Below are 14,550 nucleotides of genomic sequence, written 5' to 3'. Positions count from 1 at the left end.
AGGGCTAGGGATCTTCAGGGCAGTTGCAGCACCTGAACGGGCGAACCGGCAGGGATCTGGGTTGTCCCTACTGGCAGCACAGCCAAGGCATTGCAGCCGGCCAGACTGATGAGATTGCCGGAATTGAGGTTGGCGGCGGGCTGAAATTGGATCCCCTCAGGCCTGACCTGCAGCCGTCCCCAGAGGTAGTGTTCCCGCTGACCGTCAGCATGCAGATCCACCGGGCTGAAGGCGGAGAGGATCTGCCAGTAGGGGGGCAGGGATCCGCCCATTTTTCGCAGGGCCGGGTGCAAAAAGCGCCAGAAGGTCACCAGGGCAGAGGCAGGGTTGCCCGGCAGGCCAAAGTAGAGCTTGGGGGGGCCGTGGGGATTGGGAAAACGAGCCACCGTCAGGGGTTTGCCCGGCTTGATGGCCACGCTGCGGATGAAAATCTCGCCTCCCAACTCCTCCAGCACCTTTTCCACCAGGTCAAAATCCCCCACCGATACCCCTCCGGAAGAGATCACCCCATCGGCGGAGGCCAGGGCCTGCTGGACGACCTGCCGCAACACCTGGGGCCGATCCGGCACGATGCCCAACTGGATCGGGATCCCACCCGCTGCCTTGACCAGAGCCGCCAGGCCGTACTGGTTGGAATCCACGACCTGCCCCGGCTCCGGCACCTGCTGGATGGGCACCAACTCATCCCCTGTCGAGAACAGGGCCACCCGAGGCTGACGAAACACCGGCACCATCGCCTGTCGGATGGCAGCCAAAACGGCCAGCTCCGCTCCACCCAAAGCCTGCCCTGTCAACAGAACGGGATCCCCCTGCCGGGCAAAGTCTCCTTGGGGCCGGACAAATTGGCCCCGTTGCGGACGCTGCAAGAGGCGGACGGTTCCCGGCGAAGGTTGCTGCGTGTCTTCCTGCATCACCACGGTGTCCGCACCGCCGGGCAAGATAGAGCCGGTGTAGAGACGCACCGCTTGTCCGGGCTGGAGATCTCGGGTGGGTGCCTTCCCGGCGGGGAGAGTCTCGATCACCTGTAGCTCACAAGGGATCCCCGCTTGCACATCTTCATGGCGCACGGCATAGCCATCCATGCTGGAGGTGGGCCGGGCCGGAAAATCTTGGGGGCTATACAAAGTTTGGCTGAGAACGCGGCCTTGGGCGGATCCCAGCTCCACCCACTCTGTGCCCAGCGGCTGAACCGCCTGCAAAATCAGGGCTTCTGCTTCGGCCACCGGCAGCATCACGGCTTTTACAACCCCCTTCTCCAACACCTTATCTTCAGCATCCAGAAGTCGGTTCCGCCAAGGCCATTAAAAACAACTTAAACTGCGAACAGCGGCCATCAATTCCGACCTTGGCATGAGAAGTGTATGACCAGGATCCCACCAAGCCCCAGAGCTGGCAAGAAGTCGCAGCAAGTTGCCCATTCGGAGTCTGCAACTCTTTCTACTTCGGGATCCCGGCCTTGTTGGGGAGATGGGGATCCCGGCAGCGTTGCAACCGGCCATAGGCTATCTGGCTGCTGTGACTGCGGAAGCTGGATACTGGTCGCGTAGCGGGCGTAGCCTTAGAACGACTGAGCGACCAGATAGCTCGAGCGCAGCAAGCGAGGTGTCCATGTTAAGTGCCGCCGTCATCCTCACGATCTTCCTTGGCTTCTGGGGAGTCGTGGTCAAGCGCAACCTCATTATGAAGATCCTATCTATGGATGTCATGAGCACCGGGGTCATCGCCTTCTTCGTGATCTGGGCAGCCCGGAGCGGTGTGTTCACCCCCATCTACAAACCCTGGCGCGAGCTGGACTATGCCGACCCGGTGCCTCAGGGGATCATCCTCACGGCCATCGTCATTGGCCTATCGGTACAAGCCTTGATGTTGGTGGGGGTGATGAAGCTGTCCCGCAATCATCCCACCCTCGAAGTCGAGAGCATCGAACAGGCAGTCGCGTCAGGGGCGCAGAGCACTTCTACCGATGACTGAGCTGACGCTGGTGTGGGTGGCATTGCCCTTTCTGCTGGCCTTCACAACCTACTTGATGCCGGCCCTGACCCGTCCCAGCTTGGTGGGGATGGCCGCGCTGACGGTGGCCTATGCGGTGCAGCAGGGGGGCTTGCCCGGCACAACCGCTGCGCCCTTGGAGCTGCAGCTTTTGGATCACTTCGGGGTGACGCTGCGGATCGATGCCAATGGAGCAGCGATGCTCTTGGCCCACGGCCTGGTCACGCTAGGAGTGGCCCTGTATTTGGATAGACGCTTTGCGGGCAGCCGCTTTCTGGCCATGCAGTTGCTGATCGTCCACGGTAGCGCCAATGCTGTCGTCATCAGTGCCGACCTGATCAGCGTCTACGTTTCCCTGGAGGTGCTCAGCATCGGCGTGTTTTTGCTGCTGACCTATGGGCGGCGGGCTGAGGGCCAACCCACAGTGGAAGAAAATGCTCCGCACCGCGATCGCCAGCTCTGGGTGGGGCTGCGCTACCTTTTCATGAGCAATGTGGCCATGCTCTTCTACCTGATGGGCGCAATCCTGGTCTATGTGCGCACGGGATCCCTGGCGATGAGCAGTTTGGCTATGGCCGACCCCACGGCCTTGGCGCTGATTGCTGTGGGTCTTTTGGCCAAGGGGGCGATCTTCGTTGCCGGCCTGTGGCTGCCCCTCACCTACGTTACCGCGGATCCCGTTGTTGCGGCGGTGCTCAGCGGTTTTACGACCAAAGCAGGAGCCATGGCCTTGGTGCGCTGCAGCGAGGCTTCGCCGGTCTTGGCCCAGGGGTTGCCCTACTTGAGCGCTGGTTCAGCCGTTTTCGGGATCCTACTGGCCCTGATGGCGAGCACGCCCCAGCACCTTCTCGCCTGGAGCTCGGTATCGCAGATGGGATTTGTGATTGCTGCCCCTCAATGGGCAGGTTTGTACGGTCTTGCCCATGGGTTGGCAAAGCCCTTGCTGTTTGTTGGAACAAGCGTGACCCATCCCTGGCGTTGGCCGATGCTGCTCTTGGGGACGGCTTCCCTGGCAGGGGTACCCGGCAGTTTGGGGTATGCGGCCAAGGCCCTCAGCTTGTCTGCTCTGGATCCCTGGCACGAGTGGCTGCTGGTGGGGGTTACCGTCGGCACCACTTGTTTAGGCGTGCGAGTGCTGCGGGCACCTGTTTCTCCAATGAAGGGGGCAACCACCTCTGCAACTCCTTGGCAAGATAAAGTGGCACTGGTGCTCTGGGGTGGGGGCTTGCTCTGGGGCTGGCTGCCGGCGGCCTTTGGCGCTGACAATCTTCTCAAAGCCCTGCTGAGCCTAGGCGTTGGGATCCCGCTGGGCTGGTTTTGGGAGCGGATCCCTTTGAAGAAAGGGTCGGTGAACGAGGGGCTGGAGGCCGTGGTGGGTGGCCTGAGCGTGGTGTTGGTGCTGGTTTGGGTTCTGTTTGGTGAGGTCAGTCATGGAGCGCTACCCTAAGCTGGGTCTATTGGAAATCGGCCTGCGGCTCTTGATTTGGTTTTTGCTGACGGGCAATCTGAGCTGGGACAATGTGGCCATTGGGGTAGCGGCAACACTGCTGCTGCCGCGCCAGGCTTCTGCACCGGTGCAATGGCGGGATTGGGGGCGGGTGCTCCAGGAAATTCTTCTCGCCATCCCAAGAGCCTACTGGGAAGCCTTCGAGATGATCCTCAAACCCCACACTGTTGAGGAGGTCGTTTACAAACAAACCCTGCCCAACCGTTCGGCGGGGCTGGTGTTTCTGGATATTTTTTTAATTACCTTCACGCCCAAAACCATCGTGCTCAATTGCAATGCCCAAGGCACTTATGAAGTCCATGTGCTCAAGCCGCGGGAGGACGTGTGAACCTACTGCTGTTTCTCCTGACCCTAACGCTGTGCTTGCCCCTGTATGCCGCTTGGCTGAAGGAAGATATTTGGCAGACGATGCTCGCCTTTGCCAGCTTGGCCACAAAGACGGCCATCCTGATTTTGGTGGTGTCGGTGGTGCGGGATGATTGGATGATCGGGATTGTGGGGGTTTTGATTTTGTCGGTGGGCAATGCGGCCTTAATGCTCTTGGCTCATGTACTGAAACGGCTGGAAATGCTTTAGAAAGGCCCTGGGGGTAGGTATGGAAGTCTGGGTGGAAGGTCTGAGCTATCTGTTGTTTGGGATTGGTGTGCTGTTTTGGTTGTGGGGAACGGCGCCGCTCCTTGGGGATCGCTCGATTTTATTTAAGCTGCACGGCCTTTCGGTGTCGGACACCCTGGGCTCGATGAGCATCATGCTGGGGCTGCTGTTGCGGATCCCAAGGGAATGGCCCCTGTTGGTGTTGGCACTGATCTCCCTGGCTATTTGGAACACCATTCTGGGCTATGTGCTGGCGTTTTGCTCGCAGCGCAAGTCCCTGTAGGAGACCAGGATGGAAGAGACCCTGTTGCTGGTGATGGCGTTACTCCTGCCCCTGACGGCGAGCCTGGTGGTGACCCAGACCAATCCCTATCACGCCCTGGTGATGCGAGGGATCCTGGGGACGATTGCCGCCCTGATCTATGCGCTGTTTGGGGCGGCGGATGTGGCCCTGACCGAGGCACTGGTGGGCACCATGCTTTCTATTACCCTCTACGCCATTGCGGTGCGCTCTTCGCTGAGCATGCGCCTGGGCGTTCTCGAAGGCAGCCCTGTGCTGGAGGCCAGTACCTCAGCAGCACGGCAGTTGTTACAGCAGATGCGCCAAGGGCTACAGCGGTATCACATGCGCTTGGAGTTGGCCGCCTATGGGAGTTCGGAGGCGTTGGTGGCTGCTCTTCGCAGCCGAGAGGTACACACCATTGCCCTTGAGCCCGGTGGAGAAGCAGCAGAGTATCGCCTGGTTACACGCGTACCCCGCCTGCAGGCCATTTTGGCGCAGCAAGCTCTGGCCGCTGAGGTGATGGCGACATGAAGTGGGTGTACGGGATAGCGGTGCTGCTGGCAGCCCTACAGCTCATCGTGGGCGAGGTGGGATCCGTGTCCCCCAATCCCACAGCGGGCGTGGCCTTAGTCGAGGCGGTGGAGATTCTGGCCAGCGAAAGCGGTGTGCCCAACACGGTGACGGGTCTCATTCTGCGCAACCGCCTCTACGATACGGTCTTTGAAGTGGTGGTGTTTTCCACGGCAATTTTGGGCGCCCAATATCTGCTGGCGGATGAGCAGCCGACGGCCAATGTAGCTCAATTTACCGATATTCCCTCGATTGTGTTGGCGCGAGTGGGAGCCACCATTTCGGCTTTGATCGCGGTGGAGCTGGCCATTCGAGGGCACCTGACGCCGGGCGGAGGCTTTGCTGCCGGGGTGGCGGGGGGGACGGCCATTGGCTTGGTGGCGATCACCGCCTCTTCCACCTGGATGGAGGCCATCTACAAACGGTGGCGGGCTGCGATGTGGGAGAAGCTGTCGGTGGTGGCGTTTATCGGGGTGGCTGTGATGGCTCTGGCCGGCTGGGAATTGCCTAGAGGGGAGTTGGGGGATCTGTTTAGCGGCGGCTGGATCCCGATTCTCAATATTCTGGTGGCGATCAAAGTGGCGCTGGGATCCTGGGCGGCAGTTTTGATCTTTATTCGCTACCGCGGCTTGTTATGAGGGTCTAAATGGGTTAATGAGAGGTACCCCTGTCCCGGCAAAATCACGGACATTGCGAGTAACCAGGGTAAGTCCGTAAACCAAGGCTGTAGCAGCCAGTTGTTTGTCAATCGCATTTTGAGAGTGAGGTACGCACAGGCTTCCCCATACCTGGGCTTCGGTAATTGTGAAATCAAGAATGTGATCGGCATAGTCATCGACAACCGTTTGCAGCCACCTCTCCAGAAGGTTGGCTTGCAGATGATCGCCGCGATGGCGCATGAGTTCAACGCCTCGGCGGAGTTCGCCCAGCGTGATCACGCTGATGTAGATGCGGGCCTCTTGCTCAATGGCAGTTTGAAGAAATTCTTGAACCCCGGAGTTGGCTTGACTGTGTTTGCTCAGCTCACTGATGACGTTAGTGTCAAGCAAATACGTCATGGGCAGTGTTATCTTGCACTCGCTCAAAGTCTGAATCGTTGCCAACGTTAGGTATCGATCTGAGCACTTCGGCAAAGGACTGTTTCGCAGGCTGGAGTAAGACTTGCTCTAGGATTTTGCGGTGTTCGGCCTCTGCACTAACGCCGTGACGACTAGCCCTTTGTTTGAGAGCTTTGACAATGGCTTCGTCAACATTGCGAACAATTAACGTGGCCATAGAGCGTTTCCTCGATCGGCAGATCCCTGGGCGGCTTTGCTGCGACGATAGCATTGATATCATCTAAAGTTCAAGTTTTCCCGTCTATTGATACTGATGAAGAAGCTGCCCTTTTGCGGGTTGCCCCAGAGAACTCCTGCCTGCCAGGGATCCAAGCTCTGCCTGCTGTGCATAGCCTTTGAAAGCGCAACACCCAAAAAAGAGGGATCCCGATGAGCAACTTGACCTGCAGGTGACCTCTACAATAGAAGGCTGACTCTGCCACCTGGTGGGATCCCTATGCCGCGCCGCACCGATATCCACAAAATCTTGCTCATTGGAGCGGGGCCGATCGTCATTGGCCAAGCCTGCGAATTCGACTACTCGGGCACCCAAGCCTGCAAAGCCCTGCGGGAAGAGGGCTATGAGGTCGTTTTGGTCAACTCTAACCCCGCCACCATCATGACGGATCCCAGCATGGCGGAGCGCACCTACATCGAGCCGGTGACGGCGGACTTTGTGGCCAAAATTATCGAGCGGGAGCGCCCTGATGCTTTGCTGCCCACCATGGGCGGCCAGACGGCCCTCAACGTGGCGGTGCAACTGGCCCAGCAAGGGATCCTGGATCAGTACGGGGTAGAGTTGATTGGGGCCAAGCGGGAGGCCATTGAAAAAGCCGAAGACCGCGATCTCTTCAAGCAGGCCATGCAGCGGATTGGCTTGGCCGTGCCCCGCTCTGGCCTGGCCCACACCCTGGAAGAAGCCAAGCAGATTGCCCAGGAGATCGGCTATCCCCTCATCATCCGCCCGGCCTATACCCTGGGGGGCACCGGTGGTGGGGTGGCTTACAACCAGGAGGAGTTTGAAGAGATCTGCGCTGCCGGCTTGGAGGCCAGCCCCGTTTCCCAAATCTTGGTGGAAGAATCGGTCATCGGCTGGAAGGAGTTTGAGCTGGAGGTGATGCGGGATCTGGCGGATAACGTGGTGATCATCTGCTCCATAGAAAACATCGACCCAATGGGGGTGCACACCGGCGACTCCATCACCGTGGCCCCAGCCCAAACCCTCACCGACAAAGAATACCAGCGGCTGCGGGACTATGCCATCGCCATCATGCGCGAAATTGGCGTAGAGACCGGGGGATCCAACGTGCAATTTGCCGTCAACCCTGCCAACGGCGAGGTGCGGGTGATCGAGATGAACCCGCGGGTCTCCCGCTCTTCTGCTTTGGCCAGCAAGGCCACCGGCTTTCCCATCGCCAAAATTGCCGCCAAATTGGCAGTGGGCTACACGCTGCCGGAGATCCCCAACGACATCACCCGCAAAACTCCGGCCAGCTTCGAGCCCACCATCGACTATGTGGTCACCAAGATCCCTCGCTTTGCTTTTGAAAAATTCCCCGGCGCAGAGCCGGTTCTCACCACCCAGATGAAATCGGTGGGGGAGGCGATGGCCATTGGCCGCACTTTTCAAGAATCCATCCAGAAGGCCCTGCGCTCTTTGGAAATCGACCGTCCCGGTTTTGGCAGCGATAGGCCGGAGGTTTTCCCCAAGCCGGAGGAAGTGCGGGCCAACCTGCGCACCCCCAACCCCTTCCGCCTGCTCACCATCCGCACCGCTCTGCTCATGGGCTTTTCTGCCCAGGAGATTGCCCAACTCACCCACATCGATCCCTGGTTTATCGACAAGCTACAGGAGTTGGTGGAGGTGGAGCAAGCCCTCAAGGGGCGGGAGCTGGGATCCCTGAGCGCTGACGACTTGAGACACCTCAAGCAAATGGGCTTCAGCGACCGACAAATTGCCCACCTCACTGGATCCACGGAACATCAGGTGCGGGCCTGCCGCAAAAGCCTGGGGGTGATCCCCACCTACAAAACTGTAGATACCTGCGCCGCCGAATTTGAGGCTGCTACCCCCTACCAGTACTCTACCTACGAGAGCGAGTCGGAGATTTTCCCAGCCCGCAAAGAGAAGGTGATGATCTTGGGAGGTGGCCCCAACCGCATCGGCCAGGGGATCGAATTCGACTACTGCTGTTGTCATGCTGCCTTTGCCCTCAGCCGCCTGGGTTACGAAGCGATCATGGTCAACTCCAACCCGGAAACCGTTTCCACCGACTACGACACCGCTGATCGCCTCTATTTCGAGCCGCTCACCCATGAAGAGGTGATGAACTTGGTGGATGCGGAACAGCCGGTGGGCCTGATCGTGCAATTTGGCGGTCAAACTCCCCTCAAGCTGGCGCAGGGGCTGGCAGCAGCCCAGGCTCCCATCTGGGGAACTTCCCCCGACTCCATCGACATTGCTGAGGATCGGGGGCGCTTCGAGCGCATCTTGCGGGAGTTGGATATTCGCCAACCGGCCAACGGCATTGCCCGCAGCGTGGAAGAAAGCTTGGAAATTGCCCGCCGCATCGGCTATCCGGTGGTGGTGCGGCCCAGCTACGTCTTGGGGGGACGGGCTATGGAGATCGTCTATTCCGACCAAGACCTGCAGCGCTACATGCAACTGGCGGTGGCGGTGGATCCGGATCGTCCGGTGCTGGTGGATCAGTTCCTGGAAGAGGCGGTGGAGGTGGATGTGGATGCCATTGCCGACCGCACCGGCGCTGTTACCATCGGCGGCATTCTGGAGCACATCGAGCAGGCCGGGATCCACTCGGGCGATTCGGCCTGTGTATTGCCCAGCCGCACCCTCAGCCCCGAGGTGCTGCAGGTGATTCGCCAATGGACGGTGAAGTTGGCCCAAGCTCTGAAGGTGGTGGGCCTGATCAACGTGCAATACGCCGTCCAAAAAGGTCAAGTCTATATCCTGGAGGCCAATCCGCGCGCCTCCCGCACCGTCCCCTTTGTCAGCAAGGCCATCGGCCATCCGCTGGCAGACTACGCCGCTCAAGTGATGAGCGGCAAAACCCTAGCCGAGCTGGGCTTTACCCAGGAGGTGATCCCCTCCCACATTGCCGTCAAAGAAGCGGTTTTGCCCTTCCACAAGTTTCCCGGCACCGACACGCTGCTGGGGCCGGAGATGCGCTCCACCGGTGAGGTGATGGGCATTGACACGGACTTTGGCCGCGCTTACGCCAAAGCCCAACTGGCGGCGGGGCAGAATCTGCCTCTCCAGGGGACGGTGTTCATCAGCGTCAGCGACCGGGATAAACAGGCGGTCATCCCGGTAGCCCGCGAGTTTGTGGAGCTGGGCTTTCGCCTATTGGCCACCGAAGGAACCCAAAAGGTTTTGGCCGAGCACGGGATCCCGGTGGATAAAGTCCTCAAGCTGCACGAGGGGCGGCCCCACGTCATCGACGCCATCAAAAACCATCAGATTCAGCTCATTATCAACACCCCTTCCGGTGTCGAGGCGCAGCAAGATGGCCAAAAGATCCGCCGCACTGCCCTGGCCTACAAGATCCCTCTGGTGACAACCCTGGCAGGAGCCAAAGCCACCGCGGCTGCCATCCGTGCTTTGCAGTCGGGATCCCTGCAGGTGAAGTGCTTGCAGGATTTTTTCTCTGTCTAGGATTCTGGAAAAAAAAGCAGGTCCCGGACGGCACCTCTTTCCTAAACCTATCCTTAAGAAACGTCTGCTCAAGCTTGGCTGCCATCAACTGCCAGTGACCGACCTTCGCCGGGAAGCTCTCAAAGACCTCCAAATTGCAACATATCGGTGCTGATTTGTATCGACAAATCCATTTTTTTCACATTCCCGTTGCGAAAGTTAGGGATCCCTGTCGGCGTCCCTAAAACTGTCTAGCCTGAAAGAAGGAGACGCTTTTGGCGGTCGGCGCGGGAAGAGTTTTGCCCCGTTCAAGGAAGCCGACAAAGCAAAGAATGGTTTTGTCTCTTTAGGAGTTGGCCTATGAGTACTGTAGTTCGCCGCTCCTCGGCTGCACGGCAGCTCTGGAGTTGGAATGGCTTTTGTCAATGGATAACCAGCACCGAAAACCGGCTGTACATCGGCTGGTTTGGCGTGTTGATGATCCCGACGCTGTTGGCGGCGGCCTTTTGTTTTGTGATCGCTTTTGTTGCTGCTCCGCCGGTGGATGTGGATGGGATCCGCGAGCCGGTGATCGGCTCTTTGATAGGGGGGAACAATCTCATCTCGGCGGCGGTGGTGCCCACCTCAGCGGCCATTGGCCTGCACTTTTATCCCATTTGGGAAGCCGCTTCTTTGGATGAATGGCTCTACAACGGCGGCCCCTACCAACTGATCGTGCTCCATTTTTTGATTGGGGTGTGGTGCTATCTGGGCCGGCAATGGGAGCTGAGCTATCGCTTGGGCATGCGTCCCTGGATTGCGGTGGCGTTTTCCGCTCCGGCGGCGGCGGCTACGGCGGTGCTCTTGGTTTACCCCATCGGCCAGGGCAGTTTCTCGGAAGGCTTGCCCCTGGGGATCGCCGGCACCTTCTACTTCATGCTGGCTTTCCAGGCGGAGCACAACATCCTCATGCACCCTGCTAGCTGGCTGGGGGTGGCCGGCGTCTTTGGCGGCGCTCTGCTGGCCTCCCTGCACGGCTCCCTGGTGATCTCCAGCCTAATCCGCGAGACCTCGGAAGAAGAGTCACAAAATGCCGGCTACCGCTTCGGGCAGGAGGAAGTCACCTACAACTTCCTGGCCGGGCACTACGCGTTCTTGGGGCGGCTGGGGTTCCCCGGCCTGGGCCTGAGAAACAGCCGTTCCGTCCACTTCTGGATGGCGGCCCTGCCCACAGTGGGGATTTGGGCGGCGGCAATAGGTATCGGCATAATGGCCTTTAACTTGAACGGCTTGAACTTCAACCAGTCCATCCTGGACAGCCAGGGCCGCTTCATCCCCACCTACGCCGATCTCCTCAACCGCGCCAATCTGGGGATCCAGGTGATGCACGCCCCCAACGCCCATCATTTTCCCTTGCTGCTGGCGGCTCAACCCTAAGGCAGGCTAGGGGCAGTCCAGCCGGAAAGCGCGGTGAATAGCTTGCAAGGCCGGGATCCCTCGATCCCGGCGCACTACACAGCTCACCTTGATCTCCGAGGTGGCGATCATCTCGATGTTGATTCCGGCTTCGGCTAGGGCTGCAAACAGGCGAGCAGCCACGCCAGGGTAGGTTTCCATCTCGGCGCCGACAATGCTGACCTTGGCAATGTCGTGATCTGCGTCAACGCCTGCCGCCTGGAGTTCTTCGGCCACCTGCCGGCAGACTGCCTCAGCAGCCATCGCTTGATCCTGAGGCACGGTAAAGGCAATGTCGGTACTGGGGATCCCATTGTGGTAGCCCCGCTGGCTTTGGATGATGGTGTCCACGATGATCCCGGCAGCCGCCAAGCGCCCGAACAAATGGGCGGCAGTTCCCGGACGATCCGGCACTTTGCGAAGGCCCAGCCGCGATTGCTTCAAATCCAAGGCAACACCGCGTACCGGGTGGCTGTCTTGAGGGGCAGCCGGCATCTTTGCCCGATGCAAGTGGGGGATCACCTGGAACGACTCTCCCAGAGCCAAGGCGGCATCACCGGCCCGCTCCGCAGCCACCACACAGCTCACCTTGATCTCGGACATGGAGATCATCTGCAAATTGATCCCGGCCTCGGCCAGCACCTGGAACATTTGCGCCGCGATCCCAGGTCGGCCCATCATCCCCACCCCGGCAATGCTGACTTTGGCCACCGCCTCATCCACAATCACCGCTGCACACTGCAGCTCTTGGCCAATCCGCCGGGCAACGGCTGCAGCCTCGGTCACCTGCGACCGGCTGACCGTGAAGGCAATGTCATTGGTGGGCTGGGGCACGGATCCCTGCGGCAAGGAGTCCGTCCCGCTGGCGTGAGCGGCTGTGAACTGGAGGGACTGCAAAATCAAATCCACATTCACCCCTGCCGCCGCGATCCCCTGAAAGAGCTGGGCGGCAATGCCAGGGCGATCCGGCACCCCCACCAACACCAACTTGGCCTGATCCCGATCCAGCTCCACCGTATCCACCGCCAGGCCCAGCTCGATACTGCTGTCGGCAGCACGAGGACGGGGGGGAGGAGAAAGAATGAGAGTGCCCTCGCATCCCGCCTGCAACGGCTCCAAGCTGGAGCGCACCCGCAGCTTCACACCGTAGTTGCGGGCAATTTCCACCGAGCGGGGATGCAGCACCTGGGCCCCCAAGCTGGCCAGCTCCAACATTTCATCACTGGTGATCTCCGGCAACAGCCTGGCCTCAGGCACCTTACGCGGATCCGTGGTGAAGATCCCCGGCACATCGGTGTAGATCTCACACAGCTCTGCTCCCAAAGCCACTGCCAAGGCCACCGCCGTGGTGTCGGATCCCCCCCGACCCAGGGTGGTGATCTCCAGCTCCGCCAGGCTGGTGATGCCCTGAAACCCGGCCACCACCACCACCTCTTCCCGCTCCAGGTGCTGCCACAGGCGGTCGGTGTGGATGTGCAAAATGCGTGCCCGGCTGTGATCCCGAGTGGTGACAATGCCCACCTGGGCTGCCGTCAGGGAAAGGGCAGGACACCCCAAGCGTTGCAGCGCCAAGGCCACCAGGGCAATGCTCACCTGCTCACCGGTGGAAAGGAGCATATCCCATTCCCGCAACTGGGCCGGTGTGGTCGGGGATCCCTGCAAGATCTGCTCCCCCAAGCCCACAAGGCGATCGGTTTCATCCCCCATCGCCGAGACCACCACCACCACCCGATGCCCTGCCTTCACCGTGTGGGCCACCCGTTGAGCCACGGCCTGGATACGCTCCACAGAGCCGACAGAGGTACCGCCGTACTTTTGAACAATTAAGCTGCGTTGCATGAGAGGAGAACGAGGTCAGGGGCGGTTTGGATCCTACCCCGGATCTAGGCCAAGCCCAGTCCATTTTGCAAAAACGGCGGCACCGGCAGCAGGATCAGCACCAGCAGCGTTAGCATCCCCAGCCCCAGCAGATCCCGAGCCTCGTCCAGTTCCGTCACATCGTTGAGGGCCGGCTCGTCAGCACTGGAAATCACAAACAGCAGCAGCGCCCAGAGCAACAGCCAAGGCTGCACCGTCAAAGCCAGCAGCAACACCAACCAGCGGGCTACCCGGCCCACATTCGCTCCCATCTGCTGTCCATACACTGCGTGGACAATGTGCCCTCCATCCAGTTGGCCCACCGGCATGAGGTTAAAGGCAATCACCACCAAGCCCAGCCAGCCGGCAAAGGCTAGCGGGTGCAGCTCGATCACCTGCCCCGGCTGCAACTGATCCCCCAGCACCATGCGGGCCAGAATTGCCAGCAGCACCGATAGGCGCGGGTCAATGCGATGAAAACTAATCGGGGTCGGCTGCCCCTCCGGCACCGCGGGAGGATCTGCAGGCGCTGAAAACAACAGCCCCAGCAACAGCATGCCCAAAGCAACAAGACTCCCTGCCAGCGGCCCAGCGGCGGCGATATCAAACAACACCTTGCGGTTGGGCACCGGCTCTTTCAACTGGATAAACGCCCCAAAAGTCCCTAGGACAAAAGGCACCGGGATGAAATAGGGCAGCGAGGTTTTGATGTGGTGGCGGCGGGCCACCCAGTAGCGAGTCCACTCATGGGATCCCAAAATGGCAAGGATCCCGACCGCATAGGGCAATCCTTTCATCAGAGAGGGCAAATGCAGCAGCCGGTCAGGGCTAACCCCAGCCGCGTGGGCCCCAGCACTGAGGGTCGTCCAGAAGGTGAATAGCAACAGCCCCAAAGCCAGCAGCGGCAACTCTCGACTGTCCTCCAGGGAGCGCCGCGCCGCCGGGTTGGGCACCAAGGCAAAAAAGGGCTTACCGGCAAACCCCTCCTGCAGCACCACCAAAAAGCGTTTGCCGAAAGTGGTTTCCACGTTTTGCTGCACCCGCTCATAGGCTTCACTGGGATCCGCCCGCAAGTTGCCCTGGCAGATGATCGCCTGGGGGCGGTACTCCACATTTTGCAAATAAAAGACGTTCCAGGGGAAGCAGTGGCTCAGCTTTTCCCGCGGCACTTCGGAGATGGGGGTGTGGGCAAGAGCCACCGAGACCGGATCTGCGGCGCTGTCTTCTTCCTCTTCCTCCGGCTCAGGTTCTGCAGCCGGCGAGGGATCCGCTTCTGGGGATGCGTTTTCCACTTCGGGCCGAGGGTCTACGGTTGGGGGTCGAATGCCCCCTCGTCTCACCAAGGTCATGCTGGTAAAGTAGGAGGTGAGAAACAGCAGCAACATCAGCAAGGGAGGCAATTCGTACTGAAACACCTGACGCCCCAGCACCCAAACCAAAGGGGGCAGCATCATCACCAGCCACAGGATCCGCCACGGCACCTTCGAAAGGCGGGCCACACTTTTTTGCAGCAGCAGGTAGGTTGCAGAACCCACCAGCGCCAACAGGATCCAATCTGCCATGAGTT

At 60.0% G+C, this 14,550-nt stretch carries 14 protein-coding genes; 9 read left to right on the top strand and 5 right to left on the bottom strand.

Features of this window, described 5'->3' with window-relative positions:
- Positions 1–14 precede the first annotated feature (14 nt).
- On the bottom strand, positions 15–1,262 hold the full coding sequence (gene glp, locus NW849_RS11445; protein WP_414357740.1) for a gephyrin-like molybdotransferase Glp: 1,248 nt from the start codon (positions 1,260–1,262) through the stop codon (positions 15–17).
- A 346-nt stretch (positions 1,263–1,608) separates the two neighbouring features.
- On the opposite strand from glp, the gene NW849_RS11440 reads away from it, so the two are divergent.
- Genes NW849_RS11440 through NW849_RS11410 form a run of 7 tightly spaced genes read left to right on the top strand, consistent with a single transcriptional unit; the run spans position 1,609 to position 5,581 of the window.
- Entirely contained in the window at positions 1,609–1,971 is a 363-nt protein-coding gene (locus NW849_RS11440; RefSeq protein WP_414357739.1) for a cation:proton antiporter subunit C, read from the top strand.
- Positions 1,964–3,436, top strand: coding sequence for a cation:proton antiporter (locus tag NW849_RS11435; protein WP_414357738.1), 1,473 nt, complete (start codon positions 1,964–1,966; stop codon positions 3,434–3,436). The genes NW849_RS11440 and NW849_RS11435 overlap by 8 nt, the downstream gene beginning before the upstream one ends.
- On the top strand, positions 3,420–3,824 hold the full coding sequence (locus tag NW849_RS11430; protein WP_414357737.1) for a cation:proton antiporter: 405 nt from the start codon (positions 3,420–3,422) through the stop codon (positions 3,822–3,824). Before NW849_RS11435 ends, NW849_RS11430 begins: the two co-directional genes overlap by 17 nt.
- Positions 3,821–4,072 carry a hypothetical protein gene (locus tag NW849_RS11425; protein ID WP_011431878.1) on the top strand — a complete coding sequence of 84 codons (252 nt, stop codon included), beginning with the start codon at positions 3,821–3,823 and terminating at the stop codon, positions 4,070–4,072. Before NW849_RS11430 ends, NW849_RS11425 begins: the two co-directional genes overlap by 4 nt.
- A 19-nt stretch (positions 4,073–4,091) precedes the next feature.
- Complete coding sequence (locus NW849_RS11420; protein ID WP_011431879.1) at positions 4,092–4,373, top strand: monovalent cation/H(+) antiporter subunit G; 282 nt, start codon at positions 4,092–4,094, stop codon at positions 4,371–4,373.
- Between the two features lie 9 nt (positions 4,374–4,382).
- The gene (locus NW849_RS11415) at positions 4,383–4,904 is read left to right on the top strand and encodes a DUF4040 domain-containing protein (RefSeq protein WP_414357736.1); all 522 of its coding nucleotides are present in this window, start codon (positions 4,383–4,385) and stop codon (positions 4,902–4,904) included.
- Positions 4,901–5,581 (top strand): Na(+)/H(+) antiporter subunit B, encoded by a 681-nt coding sequence (locus NW849_RS11410; RefSeq protein ID WP_414357735.1) that lies wholly within the window; start codon positions 4,901–4,903, stop codon positions 5,579–5,581. Before NW849_RS11415 ends, NW849_RS11410 begins: the two co-directional genes overlap by 4 nt.
- Here NW849_RS11410 and NW849_RS11405 read toward each other — a convergent pair.
- Together NW849_RS11405 and NW849_RS11400 are read right to left on the bottom strand one after the other, a co-directional pair.
- Positions 5,576–6,001, bottom strand: coding sequence for a type II toxin-antitoxin system VapC family toxin (locus NW849_RS11405; protein ID WP_414357734.1), 426 nt, complete (start codon positions 5,999–6,001; stop codon positions 5,576–5,578). The genes NW849_RS11410 and NW849_RS11405 overlap by 6 nt on opposite strands.
- Positions 5,985–6,218, bottom strand: coding sequence for a FitA-like ribbon-helix-helix domain-containing protein (locus NW849_RS11400; RefSeq protein WP_071818136.1), 234 nt, complete (start codon positions 6,216–6,218; stop codon positions 5,985–5,987). Before NW849_RS11400 ends, NW849_RS11405 begins: the two co-directional genes overlap by 17 nt.
- A 279-nt stretch (positions 6,219–6,497) precedes the next feature.
- Here NW849_RS11400 and carB point away from each other — a divergent pair, with 279 nt between their 5' ends.
- Complete coding sequence (gene carB, locus NW849_RS11395) at positions 6,498–9,713, top strand: carbamoyl-phosphate synthase large subunit (RefSeq protein ID WP_414357733.1); 3,216 nt, start codon at positions 6,498–6,500, stop codon at positions 9,711–9,713.
- A gap of 339 nt (positions 9,714–10,052) precedes the next feature.
- Entirely contained in the window at positions 10,053–11,108 is a 1,056-nt protein-coding gene (psbA, locus tag NW849_RS11390) for a photosystem II q(b) protein (protein ID WP_414357732.1), read from the top strand.
- Between the two features lie 6 nt (positions 11,109–11,114).
- Here psbA and NW849_RS11385 read toward each other — a convergent pair whose 3' ends face one another.
- Both NW849_RS11385 and NW849_RS11380 read right to left on the bottom strand, forming a co-directional pair.
- Positions 11,115–12,965, bottom strand: a complete 1,851-nt coding sequence (locus NW849_RS11385) for an aspartate kinase (RefSeq protein ID WP_414357731.1) — start codon at positions 12,963–12,965, stop codon at positions 11,115–11,117.
- Positions 12,966–13,009: 44 nt separating this feature from the next.
- On the bottom strand, positions 13,010–14,550 hold a 1,541-nt coding region (locus NW849_RS11380), incomplete at its 5' end, for a site-2 protease family protein (RefSeq protein WP_414357730.1).

The sequence above is a fragment of the Synechococcus sp. R55.3 genome, from assembly GCF_047461975.1.
Lineage (GTDB): Bacteria > Cyanobacteriota > Cyanobacteriia > Thermostichales > Thermostichaceae > Thermostichus.
Note: the sequence above shows the minus strand (reverse complement) of the source record. Positions and strands in the feature narration are given on the sequence as shown.